This is a genomic window from Novosphingobium indicum (assembly GCF_014645195.1).
Classification (GTDB): Bacteria; Pseudomonadota; Alphaproteobacteria; order Sphingomonadales; family Sphingomonadaceae; genus Novosphingobium; species Novosphingobium indicum.
The window spans coordinates 19,589-37,483 of the sequence record NZ_BMLK01000022.1 but is presented as its reverse complement, the minus strand read 5'-3'; the positions used below and the strand labels follow the sequence as shown (position 1 = coordinate 37,483).

Genomic DNA, 17,895 nt, shown 5'->3' with positions numbered 1-17,895 from the left:
TGAGAACATCGTTCTCAATTTTTTACTCCGAGACGGGTCGCGGAGTCAATGTCCAACACCATGCTGCAATAATACCTTGCAAGTACTGGACCGCCATCCGAACTCAGCTTACCTGTTCATGGATGGCAAGCGCCCACCCACAACTCGTTCCTCTCGCTGAAGTCGCCGAAGGCGATCGCGACCGTGCTCGTCTGCTGATCGGGGCGGCGTACGACCTGCTCGACGAAAGCGGGCTGGAAGGGCTGACGATCCGCGCCGTGCTGGCACGCACCGGGCTGGCGCGCCGGGCCTTCTACGAATGCTTCCAGGGCAAGGACGATCTCGTGCTTGCGGTGTTCGACAGCTCGCTGCGCGCCGCCGCCGCGCAGTTCCGCGACATCACCGCGAACTGTTCCTGTTCCGAAGAGGCCCTGCGTCTGATCGTCACCAATATCGTGGTCGGGCAGCTCGGGTACAACCACATGGGCGCCAACCGCCGCGGTGCCGCGCTCAGCCGCGAACACCTCCGGCTGGCGCAGACCCGTCCGGGCGAACTGCAGTCGGCCCTGCAGCCGCTGCTGGACCTGATCGCGGGGTACGTCAGCTCGGGTGTGGAGAAGGGGCAGTTCCGCAAGGCGGACAGCCAGCTTCAGGCCCGGCTGATCTACAACCTCGTCTCCACCACGGTGCACACGATGCTGCTGGCCGAAGAGGCCGGCGTCGGCGACCGGCAGGAACGCGAGGAACTGGCCGACGCGATCTGGGAATTCTGCCGCTGCGGTATTCTCGCCTGAGGCTTGAGTCTTTGGCTGCGGGGGCAAATTTTTTCATGCCCCTTCGCGTCAGCTTTCCATCATTTTTCGCCGGAACCTGCCTTTCCGGACACGCCGACATTGCTGCATAGCAACAATGGCTGCTTCGCGCCCATTGCGGTCGTAGAAGAGTTCGTTTGACAGTCCTGAAACCGGCCGTTCACATCCAGAGAGAGAAAGGATAATCTCGACGCATGATCCCCAAAGTCGTCCAACCCGAAAACCCATTGTTCACCAACGGCGAGCACTGGAACATGAATGCCTGCGTGGGCGACAATGGCGGCCCATACACGATGTTCCATTATGCAGAGGGATTCTTTGAGGCTGGTCATGTCGCCGTGCAATCGGTCGAAGCATCGACAGCTAAGATCGATTTGCTCGTCTACCCCATCGCCTTCTCATACCGGCATGGTATCGAACTGATGTTAAAGCATCTAATCCATATGCTAAACCTGATTTTGGCTGATGACGGGAATCCTAGAAAAATCCATAATATGGAGGGTTTATGGAAAGAGGTTCAGCGGCTCACTGATAAAATTGACGATGATCTCATCGAACCGGAGGCGGTTGCCCGCGTGGGAGAGCTAGTCGGGCACTTCAACGATATCGATCCCACAGGGCAGGTTTTTAGGTATCCTGAGGACGTGCGAAACAATCGGCACCTCACTGAGCATAAGCTAATCAACGTCGAGGTTCTGCGAGACCAGATGAAGGAAATGCAAGAGCTACTAAACCGATGGGATACGCAGTGCTGGGCGTTTCTGGATTGGCAGGCAGAGGAACGCGCAGCGTGTGGTCTACCCGAGGGCGGTTGAGGTCATTTACCTTGGGTGACTTCGAGGCAAATTTCTTTGGCGCGCGGTGAATGCCGCCAATTTGAATTATTGTTCCGATAGCCGTCAGTCGGCAACCGGCCCATTGCGGTCGCTATGGTCGCCTTTGTCGATGTCCGCCCTCCCCGACATTGCCGCCATTCGACCTGTTCAAAGCATCTCCTGAAAGCAGTCTTTCATTCGCTGACGGGAATTGCTGGTCGCTGCCTAAAGCGGCTGAACCTGTTCCAGCAGGCGCTCGACATCCCCCGGATGGGCAAGGCCGGTGCCCGCGCGCAGCACGGCGGCTGACCCGGACGCCACGCCAAGGCGGAAGGCTTCTGCCTCGCTTTGTCCGGCGTGCAGCGCGAAGAGCATGCCCGCCACGAAGCTGTCGCCGGCGCCGACGGCGCTTGCGGCCTCGATCTTCAGGGCGGGCAGGAACAGCGGGCCGTCCTTGCGGGCCAGTACCGCGCCTTCATGCCCCATGGTGACGGCCACCAGCCGGGCCTTGCCGGCCTCGACGATGCGCATGGCCTCCTTGCCGATGTCCTCGGGCGTTTCCAGCGTGCGGCCGACGTAGTTCTGCAACTCGCCCTGGCTCGGCTTCACCAGCCAGAGCGAGCCGGCATCGATGCCGTGGATCAGCGCGGGGCCGGAACTGTCGAGCACAAGCTCGATGCCGCGTGGCTGCAATATCTGCGTGACCCGCGCATAGAAGTCGTCGGGGACGCCGGGTGGCAACGAGCCGCTCATGACCATGGTTCCGCAATCGGCTTCGGCTACGCGGTCGAGGCATTCGCGCCATTCCCGTTCGGAAATGGTGGGGCCCTGCGGCACGAAGCGGTATTCCTTGCCGCTCTCCCGTTCGAGCACGGCGGAGGCGATGCGGGTGTGGCCCGAGATCGGAATGCGCGTGCGCACGAGCTGATGCAGGTCAATCAGCCCGTCGAGCGCGGGGCCGGTGGATCCGCCCGAGAGATAGTATGACCGCGCATGGCCGCCGAGCCGCACGAAGACGCGCGCCACATTGATGCCGCCACCGCCCGGTGCGTACCATTCGTTGTCGGTGCGCATCTTGTGCGTGTGCTGCATCCTGGCGATGTCGTAGGACACGTCGATGGTCGGATTCATCGTCAGGGTGGCGATGCTTTTCATCAGGCAGGCTCCGAAACGCGGGTGTGGCTGGAATCCCGGAAGATTATGAGGCACCTTTCATGCACTCGGCGAACAAGAGTGCAAGGGGAGAGGGCGGATGAAGTTCCGGCCACTGCATCGCGACTTCGGTGTCGAAGTGCACGATTTCGATACGCAGTCAGGGGGATCGGCGGAAGAGATCGCCGCGCTCCGGGCCGCCTGGGCAGAATGCGGGCTCCTGCTGTTTCGCGGCGGCGGGCGTCTGTCGCCCGAACGGCAGCTGGAAATCGCCGCGTGGTTCGGCCCGCCTCCGCCGGTCGCCAACAGCGCGCACGGCGATTACGTCACGGTGCTGCATAACGACGATGCCGCCGGGGCGGTGCCGCTCGCGTTCCATTCGGACCTGACCTACACCGACCATCCCATTCGCGGCATCTGCCTTCATGCCATTGCCTTGCCGCAGGGGCCCACTTCCACCACGTTCGTCAGCGGCGTCGCGGCCTGGCGGAGTTTGCCGGAAGACCTGAAATCCGCCGTCGAGGGGACGAGGCTGCGCCACAAGCTCGACATGTTTGCCAGTGGTTACGACTGGCCGGTCTTCATCGCCGAGCATCCCACGGTCCTGCCGCATCCGGGGACGGGTGAGCCGGTACTGTTCGTCACCGAATACCACGCGGACCGCATCCTCGAACTCGATGAAGCGCGCAGCCGCAGCGTGCTCGACCGGCTGTTCGCGCACCTCTATGCCGAGCGCGCGCGGTATGAGCATCGCTGGCAGCTTCACGACCTGTTGATGATCGACAATATCGCGCTCCAGCACGCGCGCACCGCGCAGGCCGATCCGGCGGCAGGCGAACGGGCGCTGCAACGCGTCGCGCTTTCGGACGCGACGCTCGATGAACTGGTGGAACGCGCCCGCGAGCAGGAGAAGGCGCGGGCCGGGGCCTGAAGCGTTCAGGCGGCGCGGATGGCGGGTAGCTGCAGCCGTGAGACCGGCTCGGGCTTGCCGAACAGGTAGCCTTGGCCCTGGAGGCAGCCTTCCTCGCGCAAATAGTCGCGCTGGACTTCGTTCTCGATGCCTTCCGCCGCAACGGTAAGGCCGAGGTTCTTGCCGAGACCGATGACGGCGCGGATGACCGCGCGCGACTTGGCTTCCTGATGGAGGTTCAGAATGAACGCCTTGTCGATCTTGATCTTGGTGAACGGGTAGTCGAGCAGATAGCTCAGCGAGGAATAGCCGGTGCCGAAATCGTCGAGCGAAATGCCGATGCCGAAAGCCCGCAGGTTGCGGATGATCGATCCGGAGCGGGGGCCTTTCTCCATCATTACCGCTTCGGTGATTTCCAGTTCCAGCCGTTCGGCGGCAAGGCCGGAGGCGGAAAGGGCATTGATCACCGTGCTGATCAGGTTTCCGTTGCGGAACTGAAGCGGGGACACGTTGACGGCTACTTTTACGTGTTCGGGCCAGCCTGCCGCTTCCTGGCAGGCCTGGTTGAGCACGTAGCGGCCGAGCTGGTCGATAAGGCCCATTTCCTCCGCCAGTTGAACGAAGGTTTCCGGCGAGACCAGACCGCGCTCCGAGTGGTTCCAGCGCAGCAGCGCCTCGTAGCACTCCACTTCGCCCGTCCCGAGATTGACGAGGGGCTGGTAGTGCACTTCCAGTTCGCCGTTGCGGACGGCGGCGCGGAAGTCTTTTTCCAGCTGGCATTTCTGTTGTGCAGCCTCGTCCATGTCGGTCGCGAAGGCCCGGCAGCTGCCACGCTGCTCGCCCTTGGCGGCATAAAGCGCAAGGTCGGCATAACGCAGCAGCGTTTCCGGATCGCGGCTGTCGCCGGGGGAAGACGCGAACCCGACCGTTGCACCGATGTGAATGAGGTGGCCGTGAACGAAGAACGGCTCGGTCAGCGTGGTGATGACCGACTTCGCGACGAGTTCCGCCTGTGCAAGGCTGGAGCCGCGGAAGATGATCGCGAACTCGTCGCCGCCGATCCGGCACAGCAGGGCATTGGGCGGGATCAGCTTCAGCATGCGCCGGGCCGCTTCGGTGAGCACGGCATCGCCGAACATGTGCCCGTAAGTGTCGTTGACGGCCTTGAAGTGGTCGAGATCGACAAGCGCGATGGTGACGGTCTGCTTCCCGGCGGTTTCTTCCAGCAGGTTGACCAGATGCTCGCGGCAGTGCGCGCGATTGGCAAGGCCGGTCAGTTCGTCGTGACGGGCCATATGCGTCATGCGCTGTTCGATGCGTCGGCGTTCGGTCACATCGAAGATCGAGACGATGGTTGCCGAGTAGCCCTCGAGCCGGGAGAGGCGGGTGGCCACGACGGCTTCCACACTGGACCCGTCGCGCCGCAGCATCTGCCAGCAAGCATTGGAATCCGAATAGTCGGTGGCGAGCATGGCTGATGCGCCCGACTGCACGGCCTCGGGGAAGAGCGCCTGAGCAGGCAGACCGGCCATTTCCTCACGCTCGTAACCGAAGAAGGTGCAGGCGGACTCGTTGGCGGCCCGGATCAGGCCCGTGTCGACGTCATAGACGAGCATGGCGAGCGGGTTGCGCTCGAACAGCAGGCGGAAGTTTTCTTCCTTCTGCTTGAGGTCGGTGATGTCGACGCGGATGCCGATCGTGCCGCAGCCGTCGACCTTGCGTTCCTCGATCATGATGCAGCGACCGTTGGCCAGCCATTGCTCGTGACGGACACCGGGCTGCTGCAGGCGGGTCAGGCGTTCGGCGATCCACTCTTCCTCGCGCCCCAGCGCTTCCGGGTAATCGCCGCGTTCCACGCCGATGCGCAGCGTATCGGCCAGCCTCACGCCCGGCTCGAGGAGATCCGCCGATCTTTCGTAGATCTCCGAATAGCGCTTGTTCCACAGGATGTAGCGATCGTTCTCGTCGAGGAAGACGATACCTTGCGGCAAGACCTCGATTGCTTCGCGCAGCCGCTTCTCCGCGCGGGAGGCCGCTTCGAGGGCATGATCGAGCGACTGGAGCGCCTCGCCGGGCTCCATCATGTCGCTTTGATCCATGCTAAATCGCCGATGCACATAAGCCCCCTGATGCTGAGCGGAAGGCTATGGTGCGAGGGTTAATTTTTTCTGCATTGTAACACTGGAGCACACAACTTTTTTGCATGTATTTGCAAGCATTTCGCTGGTTGGTGCAGCGAGGGTAGCCTGGCGCTCGCGTTAATCCTGAACACTTGTGAACTTTCAGGAATTCACCGCTTTGGGAAGCGCGAGGCTGGGAGCGGGAGCCGGGTGGCCGAAATAATAGCCCTGGGCCTCGTCGCAGCCTTCACTTTGCAGGATGCGGAGCTGGCGTTCGTTCTCCACGCCCTCGGCAAGAACCGGGATCGACAGGCTGCGTCCCAGCGCGAGCACGGTGCGCACGATGGCAAGGGCCTGCGGGCTGTCTTCGGCGCGCAGAAGGAAGGACTTGTCGATCTTGATCTTGTCGAATGGAAACGAGTGCAGCGTGTCGAGCGAGGAATAGCCCGTACCGAAGTCGTCCAGAGCCACCTTGACGCCCATGGCCTTGAACTGGCGGAGGCAATGGAGCGCGCGCAGCTTGTCACTGATGATAGCGGTCTCGGTGATTTCCAGCTCCAGCCGGTTGGGCGAAAGGCCGCATTCGACCAGGATCGCGCGCACGCGATCGACCAGCCCGGGCTGGAGGAACTGGACCGGCGACAGGTTGACGGCTACCTTCATTTGCACGGGCCACTGGCGCGCTTCGATGCAGGCTTCGCGCAGCACCCATTCGCCGATGACGATGATGTCGCCGGTTTCCTCGGCCAGCGGAATAAACTGGCACGGAGATACCAAGCCGAGGGCTGGGTGGTGCCAGCGCAGCAGTGCCTCATAGCCCGAGACTTCTCCGGTCCGCAGCAGGCGCTGGGGCTGATAGAGCAGTTCGAATTCGCCGCGTTCTTGCGCATGGCGCAGGACCATGGCGAGTTTGCGGCGCTCACGGGCACTTTCGTCCATGCCGGATTCGAAGAAGCATACGGTCTGCCCGACCGTCGATTTCGCGCGTCTGCGTGCCAGGTCCGCGTTGTTGAGCAGGGTCTCGCGCTTGGCGCCGTCTTCGGGATAGTGCGCGACACCGATGCCTAGGCCGACGGTGAGAGTATGTCCTTCGATCTCGACCGGCACGGACAGGGCGCTGCGCAGGCGCGCGATATAATCGTTCAGTTCTGCGCGGTGGATAAAGGTCTTGGCTGCCGCAAATTCGTCCCCGCCTAGACGCGCGGCGATTTCACCGTCGCGGCATTGCGCGGCGAGCCGATCCGCCATGGTCTGCAGCAGCATGTCGCCGAATGCGTGGCCATGCGTGTCGTTGATGGCCTTGAACTGGTCGAGGTCGATGGAAATGACGGCCACACGCTTGCGCTTGGTTGCAGCCTGCTCGATTTCGGCATCGAGCCGCCGTGCGAAGCGTGCGCGGTTGGGGAGGCCGGTAAGCGGATCGTGCAGCGCCATGTGCTCGATCTTCGCTTCGGACTGGTGTTGTTCGGTAATGTCGGTGCATGTCGTCACCCATCCGCCGTCGGGCAGGCCGCGGTTGGCGATGGACACCACGCGATTGTCGCCAAGCTGGGTCGCCAGCGGGTGACTGTCTTCCTCGCACAGCGCTTCATCGCGCATGCGGCGAAATTCCCAGAGTTGCTTGGCTGCCTGATCGGCGCCGTCCGGATTCATGAAGCCGGAAACGATAAGCCGACCAAGCGGCGTGCCCGGCACGGCATCGGCTTCCTTCAGGCCCCAGAATTCGCGAAAGCGCCGATTGCACAGGACGATCCGCTCGTCCGCGTCGAACAGGCATAGCCCCTCGTGCATGTTCTCCAGCGCGGTATCGAGCCGCTGCGATGCCTCTGCGGCGAGCTTCTGCGATTCCTTGATCTTGGTGACGTCGTGCGTGATCAGCGAGAAACCGAGGTGCCGTCCCTTGCTGTCGCAGACCTTCTCAAGCGTGCTTTCTGCCCAGAACTGCGAGCCGTCGGAGCGGCGGCAGATCCAATATCCCTTGCAGATGCCGGTCCTCGTCGCTCTGCCCAGGATACGGTTCGGCAGGCCTTCCGAGCAGTCCTTAATCGTGAAGAGGCGGGCGATCGGCATGCCGATAACTTGCTGCTCGTGGTAGCCGGTGAGCGCCTGCACCCCGGCGTTCCAGTGCGAGACGCGGCCTTGGCGGTCGAGCATGCAGATCGCGTAGTCGGACGTGTTCTTGACCAGGATGGAAAATTGCAGCGAGTGCCGGTCCAGCGCCTTGCGTGTACGGCACACCGCTGCAACCGAGATCAGCGCGGCGGCCATCAGCGCCATGGTTGCGGAAGTCGTGCCGGTAAGAGCTGCACGGGCATGGAAAGACGTGGCGAAGAGATAGGCCGCGCAGCCAACGACTGTCACGGTGAGGCCGGTGATGCCGGCGCGGCCGTGGCGTGCCACCCACGATGGCGCGTAGGCAAGCATCGCAGCCGTTCCCGCCAGGAACAGCAGCGCAAGCGTCAGCAGAACCGTTTCCGGCCGATGCAGATCGCCGAAGCCCAGGCCCAGTGCAACAATAGGATTGACGTGGAAGTCCCCCATGAACACCCGCCTAGGGGATCAGCAATTGCGGTCACCATAAGCGATTGTTGCGCAGAATCCCCGATAGCGCCGACAGCAAAACTTAAGTTGCTGGTAATACTTGCGATCTCAGAAAAATGGCCCGTCGCACCGGCGTGCGACGGGCCAAGCTTTCCTCCCCAGGAAAACTCTTGCTGAACCTCAGCGACGGACCGCCGATCCGAGGCGGTGATAGAGGTTCGAATACTTGGACGAAATCGGATCGTCCTGATGCGCCTGCAGATAGAAGCGAACGGCTTCCTGCAGCAGCTTGAAATCCTCGTTCGAGAGTACCGCGCGTGCGCGGGTCGGTTCGATCGTGGCAGTCGTCATTTCACGTCTCCTTTCCGGTGCTCGCGTGGTTTGATCCCGTGAGCGGGTTGTTACCGAGCGGGGCGAGGGACAGTGGTGCCCCGCTCGGCAATTCTGAGTGTTCGCGGCGGTCATGCTGCGAACTGGTTCCCCAGCTCCCTGAGGCGAACTGGTTCCCCCAGCCGCTTCAGGCGGCGAACTGGTTCATCGTGTTGTGCTCGCCGCCGGCCTTGAGAGCCGCTTCGCCGGCGAAGTATTCCTTGTGGTCGTCGCCGATGTCGGAGCCGGCCATGTTCTGGTGCTTCACGCAGGCGATGCCCTGGCGGATCTCCTGACGCTGGACGCCCTTGACGTAGCCGAGCATGCCCTGTTCGCCGAAGTATTCCTTGGCGAGGTTGTCGGTGCTCAGCGCCGCCGTGTGGTACGTCGGCAGGGTGATCAGGTGGTGGAAGATGCCCGCCTCGCGCGCCGCATCCTTCTGGAAGGTGCGGATGCGCTCGTCGGCTTCTGCCGCCAGATCGGTTCCGTCGTAGTCGATGCTCATCAGCTTCGCACGGTCATATGCCGACATGTCGCGGCCTTCCTGCTCCCAGGCGTCGAACACCTGCTGGCGGAAGTTGAGCGTCCAGTTGAAGCTGGGCGAGTTGTTGTAGACGAGCTTGGCGTTGGGCATGACTTCGCGGATGCGGTTCACCATGCCGCCGATCTGGCCGATGTGCGGCTTCTCGGTTTCGATCCACAGCAGGTCCGCGCCGTTCTTCAGGGCGTGGATGCAGTCGAGCACGCAGCGGTCCTCGCCGGTTCCCGGACGGAACTGGTAGAGGTTGCTGGGCAGGCGCCTGGGCTTCATCAGCTTGCCGTCGCGGCTGATCAGGACTTCGCCGTGGCCGACGTTGCCGGCCTCGACTTCCTCGCAGTCGAGGAAGCTGTTGTACTGGTCACCGATGTCGCCGGCGGCGCGGGTGAAGGCGATCTGCTTGGTCAGGCCGGCGCCGAGCGAGTCGGTGCGGGCCACGATCAGACCGTCGTCGACGCCCATTTCCATGAAGGCATAGCGGATCGCGCGGATCTTTGCGATGAAGTCCTCGTGCGGGACGGTAACCTTGCCGTCCTGGTGGCCGCACTGCTTCTCGTCGGAGACTTGGTTCTCGATCTGCAGGCAGCAAGCGCCGGCCTCGATGAACTTCTTGGCGAGCAGGTAGGTCGCTTCGGCATTGCCGAAGCCGGCGTCGATGTCGGCGATGATCGGAACGACGTGCGTTTCGTAGTTGTCGATCGCGGTTTCGATGCGCTTGGCTTCCATTGCGTCTCCGGCGTCGCGCGCCTTGTCGAGATCGCGGAACATCATGCCGAGTTCGCGGGCGTCGGCCTGCTTGAGGAAGGTGTAGAGTTCTTCCACCAGCGCCGGGACCGAGGTCTTCTCGTGCATCGACTGGTCGGGCAGGGGGCCGAATTCGCTGCGCAGGGCGGCGACCATCCAGCCCGACAGGTAGAGGTAGCGGCCCTTCGTCGAGCCGAAGTGCTTCTTGATGCTGATCATCTTCTGCTGGCCAATAAAACCGTGCCAGCAGCCCAGCGACTGGGTGTAGTTGGCAGGGTCCGCATCGTAGGCGGCCATGTCCTGACGCATGATCTTCGCCGTGTAGCGGGCGATGTCGAGACCGGTGCGGAAGCGGTTCTGCAGACGCATGCGGGCGACCGATTCCGGTTCGATGCCGTTCCAGTTGGGCTCGGTGCCGATGGCGGTTCCGGCTTCGATGATCTGGCTCTGGTAAGTCACGATTCGCTATCCCTTGCGGAAGAATGTTGCTGTTCGATGTGCTGCAACTAGGCATAAATTTCTCACCCCGAAACAGGCTGCGAAGTGTCGTTGTCAAACTTGACAGATTTTCCTTGTAAAGTTGTGCGGTTATGACAGGAGGGGCTGGATATGGCAGAAAGCCGCCCATTATACCTCGGCCCGCGGCTGCGCCGTCTGCGCCGCGAACTGGGTCTGACCCAGCAGGCGATGGCCGATGATCTGGAGATCTCGCCCAGTTATGTCGCGCTGCTCGAACGCAACCAGCGTCCGGTCACCGCGGACATGCTGCTGCGGCTGGCGCGGACGTACCGCCTCGACATTGCCGATCTCGCCGGGGATGACGGCGAGGAGTACACGCGGCGGCTGACCGAGGTGCTGCGCGATCCGATCTTTACAGACATCGATCTGCCTGCGCTCGAAGTGGCCGATCTGGCGACCAGCTTCCCCGGTGTGTCCGAGGCGCTCCTCCGGCTGCACGGCGCCTATACGCGCGAGCAGCAGGCCCTGGCCGAACAGCGCGCGGCGGGGCCGGGCAGCGAAGCCGGCGATCCGGTGCGCGAGGCGCAGGCATTCCTCGCCAGCCACCGCAACTACTTCCATGTCCTCGATCAGCGCGCGGAGGACCTTGCAGCCGAAATCGACCAGAACGGCGGGGCGGAAAAGTGGCTCGGTGCCAAGGGCGTGCGGGTGCGCTTCCTGCCGCCCGACGTGCTGATGGATTCGCTGCGCCGGTTCGACCGGCACAACCAGCAACTGCTGATCGCCGATACGCTCGACGCCGCCAGCGGGGCGTTCCAGATCGCCACGCACATCGCCCACACCGCGATGCGTACCGAGATCAAGCAGACCTTGCGCGAGCAGACGTTCTCCAGCCGCGCCACGGCGGCGCTGCTGCTGCGCGCGCTTGCCGGGTACTGCGCCGCTGCGATCCGCATGCCCTATGCCCGCTTCGCCCGCGCTGCCGAGCAGCGGCGCTACGACATCGACGCGCTGTGCAGTCTTTTCGGTGTCAGTTTCGAGCAGGTGGCACACCGGCTCACTACGCTGCAGCGCCCCGGCGAGGAGCGGGTGGGCTTCTTCTTCATCCGGCTCGACGAGGCGGGCAACGTGTCGAAGCGGCTCGATGGGGCTGGCTTCCCCTTTGCCGCACATGGGGGCGGGTGTCCCTTGTGGAGTGTCCACCAGGTCTTCCGTCAGCCGGGGGAGATCGCCACGCAATGGCTCGAACTCCCCGGCGGGGAGCGCTTTTTCTCGATTGCGCGCACTGTCCGCGGCGGGAGCAGAGGTTACGGCAAGTCGAGCGTGCTGCGCGCCGTGGCACTGGCTTGCGGGGCGGAGGAGGCGGGGCGGCTCGTCTATGCCGGCGGTGTCGACCCGGATCATGCCCCGACCACCCCGATCGGGGTGACCTGCCGGCTTTGCCATCGCACCACCTGCACCGCACGGGCGGTGCCGCCGATCGGGCGCGATGTGCTTTCCGACGACTATCTGCGCACCGCGCAGCCTTATACCTTCGCCGAAAGTTGAGCGTACGGCTGCCCTTGCACTTTTCTGTGAATTTCCTCAATATCGATCAAAGATTTGCAATTTCGAACTGTTTCGGCCCGGCGATGCCCGGACCTAGACACTTGTCTTGTCGGTTCGCAGGTTGCAGGATTGCCGGGGAGAACGGGCAGGCCTTTTGGAAGGCAAGGCCCAGCGAGAGGATGACGCATAGTGAGCACTGACACGGACGGGCAGAGCGCACCGGGATCGGCCAAGACGTTCCCGCAACTGATCCGCGCGACGGCGGCTTCCTATGGCGATGCCCCGGCAGTGGTGCTCGAGGATGGCGACAACGTCGTCGACTCGATCTCGTACCGCGAACTCGACGAACGCTCGGCGGAAATTGCCCGTGGCCTTCTGGCACGGGGTATCGGCAAGGGCGCGCGTGTGGGCTTCATCTTCGGCAATGGACCGGGCTTCGCGCTGATGCTCGCGGCGATCAGCCGGATCGGCGCCATTGCCGTGCCGATCAGCACGATGATCCGCGCCAACGAACTGGTCCGCGTGCTGCGCCAGTCGGACGTGCAGGGTGTGGTGATGAACCGCACGATGCTCGGCAAGGACTACGTCGAGCGTATCGTCGATGCCCTGCCCGAACTCGAAGGGCAGGAATGCGGTGCGCTGCGGGTCAGGCAAGCGCCGTTCCTGCGCTGGATCGTGACGACGGGCGACGATCTGCCGTCCTGCATCGCGCCGATGCGCTTCCTCACCGACGCCGCCGCCTCGGTGGACGATGACCTGCTGCGCGAGGTCGAGTCCGAAGTGCACACCGCGGATCAGATGATCGAGATCTACACTTCGGGATCGATGGCGCTGCCCAAGGGCGTGAAGCACAACCATGGCCCGGTGCTGTTCCGCAGCCACACCATGCGCGAGATGATGGAGCACGTCCCCGGCAAGCGCATTCCGTGCATGCTGCCGATGTTCTGGGTCGGCGGGCTGATGATGTACCTCGTGCCCGGGATCGAGTCTGGCGGCGTGGTCGTCTGTACCGAGCGCACGTTGAGCAACAGCCGCTTCGCCATGGGCAGCGTGCTCGCCGACGAGGATCTCGAGACGATCCGTGGCCCCAAGCCCTGGTGGGGGCTCGGCATGAGCGAGTCGCTCGGTCCCTATTCGTGGGGCGACGATTTCCGCGCACCAGGCCGCCCGGTCTGCGCGCCGATGGACCACTTCGCCTCCGGATACGAAATCCGCATCGCCGATGAGGAGAACCGTCCGGTCGGAGACGGCGAAACGGGGGAAATGCAGGTGCGCGGCTATCCGATCGCCACCGGCCTGCACAAGATCGAGAAGACCGAGCACTACACGCCCGACGGATACTACCGCACCGGCGACCTGTGCCTCGTCGAGGATCGTCCGCAGGGTCGCCGCATCCATTTCGTCGGCCGCAACGGCGATATGATCAAGGTGGCCAGTTCCAACGTCTCGCCCGCTGAAGTCGAGATGGAACTGCAGTCGCTCGAAGGCGTGCACAGCGCCTACGTCGTCGGCGTGCCCGACAAGGAACGCGGCAACCTGCTGGTGGCGGCTGTCGTTCCGCGCGATGGCGCCGGTCTCGATCTGGCTGCGATCGAGGGCGAAATGCGGGGCCGCCTGTCGAGCTACAAGGTACCGCGCGCCTACTTCCGGCTGGAGCGCGAAGAGGTGCCGCTGCTCCATTCCAACAAGGTCGCCCGCCGTGAGATCGCCAAGATGATGGCTGAGCGTATGGGCCGCGTGGAGGCGTAGGTAATTCAGGACGAATGTGGGGACGTAGTGCGCGGGAGGCCTGTCCCCGGTTTCGTCTCGAAAGTTCGCTCCAATGAACAGTCGTGTCTATTGACGAACGCGGGGGTTTGCCCATAGGCGTGGAAATTCGAAATAGCGAAAGAACTCATGTCGCGTTCCTCCCCCGGTGTCGCCCGCGTCGCCGCCATCCTGAACTTCATCGCCGACCATCCCGGACAGGCTTTTGCGCTGACTGATCTCGTGCGCGCGCTGAAGCTCAGCCGTGCGACCTGTCATGCGCTGCTGACCGGACTGGTGGACGTCGGCTATCTCTACCGCACCACTGACAAGACCTATGTGCTGGGCCCCGCGCTGGCCGCGATCGGGCGTACGGCGGCCGAGCATTTCTCGCCGCTGCAGGTCGCGCAGCCGGAAATGCGGCGGCTGGCGGACGAGTTCGACGTCGTGTGCGGCGCCTACTTCCTCGAAGGCGATACCATCCACTTGCGCGAGCGCGCCGCTTCGCTCAGCCATGTCGGCTATCCGGTGCCGCTGGGCACGCGCATGCCGATGCGTTCGGTGCAGGCCATGTCGTTTTATTCGCGCACGCCGCGTGAGGCGGAAAGCTGGCTGGCGCGGACCGATTCCGAGCTTTCGCCCGAGCAGATCGACGAGTTCCATGCCGGGCTCGAGTTCGTGCGCCAGAACGGTTTCATCCCGCTTTCGCGCCGTGGCGGCGTCAATGCGGCGATGAACGGTCCGGGCATCCGCACCGGGACCGACGATCCGCCGGTCGCGCCGCAGCTCACGCTGGAGCCGGAAAAGAGCTATCCGCTCATGGCGATCATGGCGCCGATTTACGACAACCGGAACCGGGTGACGATCTCGCTGGTCATGGCCGGCTTTCATGCGACCATGACGGGAGCCGCGATCCGGCAAGCCGGGCGGCAGCTCGCCGAAGCCTGCGCGCGTATCTCGGGCTTTCTGTCCGGGCGCGGTACGCCCGCCGACTGAACGAGCCACCTCAACTCCCATTGCGAACGACGAACTTCGTGCAGGCGGGACGCTCCCTGCTTGACCGGCTTTCGTTGCGCCATTATCAAATAATGGAAAATAAATTCGCGATGTCGAACTTATAAGCGGCATCGCCACGAATGGGAGAGTGGCCATGTCGGACGTCATCGTTGCACCGGAAACGCGCGATCTGGAGGATCTTGCCACGAAGCTGGCGCAGTGGCTTTCCACGCAGATTCCGGGCGCGACGGGCGTTGTCATCGACAATCTCGCCTATCCGCGCGGGGCAGGGCAAAGCCATGAAACGGTGCTGTTCGACGCGCGCTGGAGCGAGGGCGGCCGTGAACACGAGCAGGGCTGTGTTGTCCGCATCAAGCCGCGCTCGTTCACGGTCTTTCCGGACAACCTGTTCGACGAGCAGTATCAGGTGATGAAGCTGCTGGCCGAGGACGGGCGTGTGCGCGTTGCCCGGCCGCTGTGGTTCGAGGAAGACCCCGCGCTTCTCGGCAATCCGTTCTTCGTGATGGAAAAGAAGCAGGGGCGTGTGCCTGTCTCGATCCCGCCCTATGCCCGTGAAGGGTGGCTTAGCGAGGCCACTCCCGCGCAGCGCCGCACGCTCTGGGAGAACGCGGTCCGCCAGCTTGCCCTGATCCAGTGCGTGCCGACCGACGATTTCGGCTTTCTCAAGGGGCCAGCCGGTGCCGAGCAGGGGCTGGCGCAGGAGTGGAACAAGTATGAGCGCTTCACGGCGTGGCTGGAAGAGGTGGAGCCGCAGCCGATCCTGCGCGCGGCGCTCGATCGTCTCAAGGCCTCATGGCCACAGCAGGACCCCGCCGGTCTCGTCTGGGGCGATGCCCGGATCGGCAACATGATGTTCGATGACACCTTCGATGTCGTGGCGGTGATGGACTGGGAGCAGCCTTCGCTTGGCGGCGCGCTGCACGACCTCGCCTGGTTCTGCACGCTGGCGGAGACGATGCACGGGCGCAGTGCGGTGCATGGCGCCTATCTTGAGGGCATGGGCACCCGCGAAGAGACGATCGCCCTGTGGGAAGAGACCTGCGGCAAGCCTGCGGATGGCCTCGAATGGTATGAGGAGTTCACCCACTTCAAGATGACCTGCACTGGCGTACGTCTGGGGCAGCTGCGCGGCACGCCGATGATGGACGAGGCCATGATGCGCAAGCGCCTGAAAGTGGATTGAGCCGACTGCGGCGCCTCAGTTGTCGCGGATCCGGAACAGGCTGCCGATATCGGTCTGAAAGCGCTTGAGCCGCCAGGTCGACAGCAGCGATTCCACGTTCGCCAGCACGCCCAGTGCCAGCAGCGAGACGAAGAACGCCGGCGAGTACCCGAAGGCATAGAGCCAGATGAAGAAGACGCCGGACCAGAAGGCCGCCAGCTTCGATGTGTAGAGGTGGTAGGCAGGTAGCACGCGGAACTTTACCAGGCATGCCAGCGCGGCTGCGGCATAGCTGGCAAGGAACACGTAGAGCGCCGGCAGTTCCGGACTGAAGACCGCTCTGTCCAGAAGGTAGAGGCCGAAGATGCCCGCGATCACGGTGCAGGAATCGGCGATTGTGTCGAGCTTGGCGCCGAGTTCGGTAACCTGCCCGAGCCGGCGGGCGAGGGGGCCGTCGATCAAGTCGGTAATCAGGCTGACGATGAGAAGGACGAAGAACGCATCCCGATAGCCCGCCAGCGCTACTCCCGCCGCGACGGGAGCCGCGGCGAGACGGTAGATCGTCAGCAGAGTCACGATTTTGGGAATGTGCCTGTCCTCGCCCTTGCGACGCGTGTGCGTTCAGCGGCACCGTCTAGGCAGGCCGCAGCCCCGGCGGCAAGTGAAAAGAGACTGGCTACAAGATCTTAGCGCAGCAGGACGGGCAGGGCGGAGGGGCCGCGCTGTTCCAGTCCGCCTGTCATGAAGGGCGCGGGCGCGTCGGGATCGAAGCGCATGTCCGGAAAGGCGTCGAGCAGGGCATCGATCCCGCGTGCCATCTCCACCTTGGCGACATTCATGCCGAGACAGCGATGGGTGCCGAGGCCAAAGGCCATGTTGGTGAGCTTCGGGCGGTGAATGTCGAACAGGTCCGGATGGTCCCAGCGCGCGGGATCGCGGTTGGCTGGGCCGAGGCCGAGTTCGAGCACCGATCCTTCGGGGATCTGGTGGCCGTAGAACTCGGTGTCCGCCATCACGAGGCGGTAGTGATAGGGCGCGGTCGGTTCCCAGCGCAGGCTTTCCTCGATAGCGTCGTCCATCAGATCTCGGTTCATCTTTACGTCTTCGAGCTGGTCGCGGTTGCTCAGCAGCGCGAAGAGCGTGATGCCCATCTGCCGCCACGATGTGCCGCCGCCAGCCACCATGACCAGCTTGGCCTGCGTCATGATCTCCGCATCGGTCAGCAGGCGCGGGTCCTGTCCGGGCAGTTGCAGCGGCTTGTCGACGAGATAGCTGATCAGGTCGTCCTGCGGCTCTTCGCGCCGCGCGGCGACGAGGTCCATCAGCAGCGATTCCACCAGCTGGAAATTGCGCATGCGCTCTTCGCGCGAAATCTTGCGGCTGGCGCTGGTGCTGTTGAGGTAGGCATGGCGGAAGCGCAGCGCCTCGTTGCCGTGCAGGCCGATGGCAGTGGTGATCGTGTAGACCGGAATGCGGGCGCAGTACTCGATGTTGAGATCGGCGCGCTCGCGCGTGGAGAGGCGTTCGACCAGACGCTCGACGATGCTGTCGATGGTGCGGTTGCGCCACCAGCCGAGCGCTTCGGGCATCAGGAACTTGGGCTGGATGGTGCGGCGATAGGCGCGGTGCTTGGGTGGATCGATCTCGAGCAGGCCGGTCCTGTCCTTCTCCGGTACGCGCGGATCCATCTGCACGGTGTTGGAGAAGAGCCCCGGATTGCGGAACGCCGTCTCGCAGGCCTCGTAAGTCAGAACCGTGTAGTGCTGGCGTCCGGTCGCATTGACGTGGCGCTCGTACGTGACCGGCAGCCCCAGGATCTCGCGCAGCTTGCCTTTGTGGACGGGGCCCTTGGCGCGCAGTTCGTGGATTTCCGGCGTGACGTCGCGGTCGATGAAGTTGCCCATCGACTCCGCCTCGCGGCGCACGTCGTAAAGCTCTTCGTAGAGCGGATCGTCGGCGGTGAGGACGTCGTCGGACATCGGG

Annotated in this window: 14 protein-coding genes; 7 read left to right on the top strand and 7 right to left on the bottom strand. The window is 63.5% G+C overall.

Annotated elements, in window-relative coordinates; genetic code table 11:
- The first annotated feature begins 122 nt into the window (after positions 1-122).
- Positions 123-773 carry a TetR/AcrR family transcriptional regulator gene (locus IEX64_RS18980; RefSeq protein ID WP_188822188.1) on the top strand — a complete coding sequence of 217 codons (651 nt, stop codon included), beginning with the start codon at positions 123-125 and terminating at the stop codon, positions 771-773.
- Positions 774-985: 212 nt separating this feature from the next.
- Positions 986-1,606: a hypothetical protein gene (locus IEX64_RS18975; RefSeq protein WP_188822185.1), complete on the top strand. Its 621-nt coding sequence runs from the start codon at positions 986-988 to the stop codon at positions 1,604-1,606.
- 225 nt (positions 1,607-1,831) lie between these two features.
- Here IEX64_RS18975 and IEX64_RS18970 read toward each other — a convergent pair whose 3' ends face one another.
- Complete coding sequence (locus tag IEX64_RS18970; RefSeq protein WP_188822183.1) at positions 1,832-2,761, bottom strand: 1-phosphofructokinase family hexose kinase; 930 nt, start codon at positions 2,759-2,761, stop codon at positions 1,832-1,834.
- Positions 2,762-2,858: 97 nt separating this feature from the next.
- Here IEX64_RS18970 and IEX64_RS18965 point away from each other — a divergent pair, with 97 nt between their 5' ends.
- On the top strand, positions 2,859-3,689 hold the full coding sequence (locus IEX64_RS18965; protein WP_188822181.1) for a TauD/TfdA dioxygenase family protein: 831 nt from the start codon (positions 2,859-2,861) through the stop codon (positions 3,687-3,689).
- Between the two features lie 5 nt (positions 3,690-3,694).
- Here the strand turns inward: IEX64_RS18965 and IEX64_RS18960 are convergent, their stop codons facing one another.
- The 4 genes from IEX64_RS18960 to IEX64_RS18945 form a co-directional block, all read right to left on the bottom strand.
- Entirely contained in the window at positions 3,695-5,767 is a 2,073-nt protein-coding gene (locus tag IEX64_RS18960) for a putative bifunctional diguanylate cyclase/phosphodiesterase (RefSeq protein ID WP_229710577.1), read from the bottom strand.
- 183 nt (positions 5,768-5,950) lie between these two features.
- Positions 5,951-8,329 (bottom strand): putative bifunctional diguanylate cyclase/phosphodiesterase, encoded by a 2,379-nt coding sequence (locus IEX64_RS18955; protein ID WP_188822179.1) that lies wholly within the window; start codon positions 8,327-8,329, stop codon positions 5,951-5,953.
- 180 nt (positions 8,330-8,509) lie between these two features.
- Positions 8,510-8,680 (bottom strand): hypothetical protein, encoded by a 171-nt coding sequence (locus IEX64_RS18950; protein ID WP_188822177.1) that lies wholly within the window; start codon positions 8,678-8,680, stop codon positions 8,510-8,512.
- A gap of 166 nt (positions 8,681-8,846) precedes the next feature.
- Positions 8,847-10,439, bottom strand: a complete 1,593-nt coding sequence (locus IEX64_RS18945) for an isocitrate lyase (RefSeq protein ID WP_188822175.1) — start codon at positions 10,437-10,439, stop codon at positions 8,847-8,849.
- A gap of 150 nt (positions 10,440-10,589) precedes the next feature.
- Between IEX64_RS18945 and IEX64_RS18940 the strand changes: the two genes are divergently transcribed.
- From IEX64_RS18940 to IEX64_RS18925, 4 genes are all read left to right on the top strand, one after another.
- Positions 10,590-11,987 (top strand): helix-turn-helix domain-containing protein, encoded by a 1,398-nt coding sequence (locus IEX64_RS18940; protein ID WP_188822173.1) that lies wholly within the window; start codon positions 10,590-10,592, stop codon positions 11,985-11,987.
- 189 nt (positions 11,988-12,176) lie between these two features.
- Entirely contained in the window at positions 12,177-13,736 is a 1,560-nt protein-coding gene (locus IEX64_RS18935) for a class I adenylate-forming enzyme family protein (RefSeq protein ID WP_188822171.1), read from the top strand.
- A 147-nt stretch (positions 13,737-13,883) separates the two neighbouring features.
- Positions 13,884-14,729 (top strand): IclR family transcriptional regulator, encoded by an 846-nt coding sequence (locus tag IEX64_RS18930; protein WP_188822169.1) that lies wholly within the window; start codon positions 13,884-13,886, stop codon positions 14,727-14,729.
- 154 nt (positions 14,730-14,883) lie between these two features.
- Positions 14,884-15,933: a phosphotransferase family protein gene (locus IEX64_RS18925; RefSeq protein WP_188822167.1), complete on the top strand. Its 1,050-nt coding sequence runs from the start codon at positions 14,884-14,886 to the stop codon at positions 15,931-15,933.
- Between the two features lie 15 nt (positions 15,934-15,948).
- On the opposite strand, the gene IEX64_RS18920 is transcribed toward IEX64_RS18925, so the two are convergent.
- Positions 15,949-16,488: a CDP-alcohol phosphatidyltransferase family protein gene (locus IEX64_RS18920; protein ID WP_188822165.1), complete on the bottom strand. Its 540-nt coding sequence runs from the start codon at positions 16,486-16,488 to the stop codon at positions 15,949-15,951.
- Between the two features lie 110 nt (positions 16,489-16,598).
- Positions 16,599-17,891 carry a cytochrome P450 gene (locus tag IEX64_RS18915; RefSeq protein ID WP_188822163.1) on the bottom strand — a complete coding sequence of 431 codons (1,293 nt, stop codon included), beginning with the start codon at positions 17,889-17,891 and terminating at the stop codon, positions 16,599-16,601.
- Positions 17,892-17,895 lie beyond the last annotated feature (4 nt).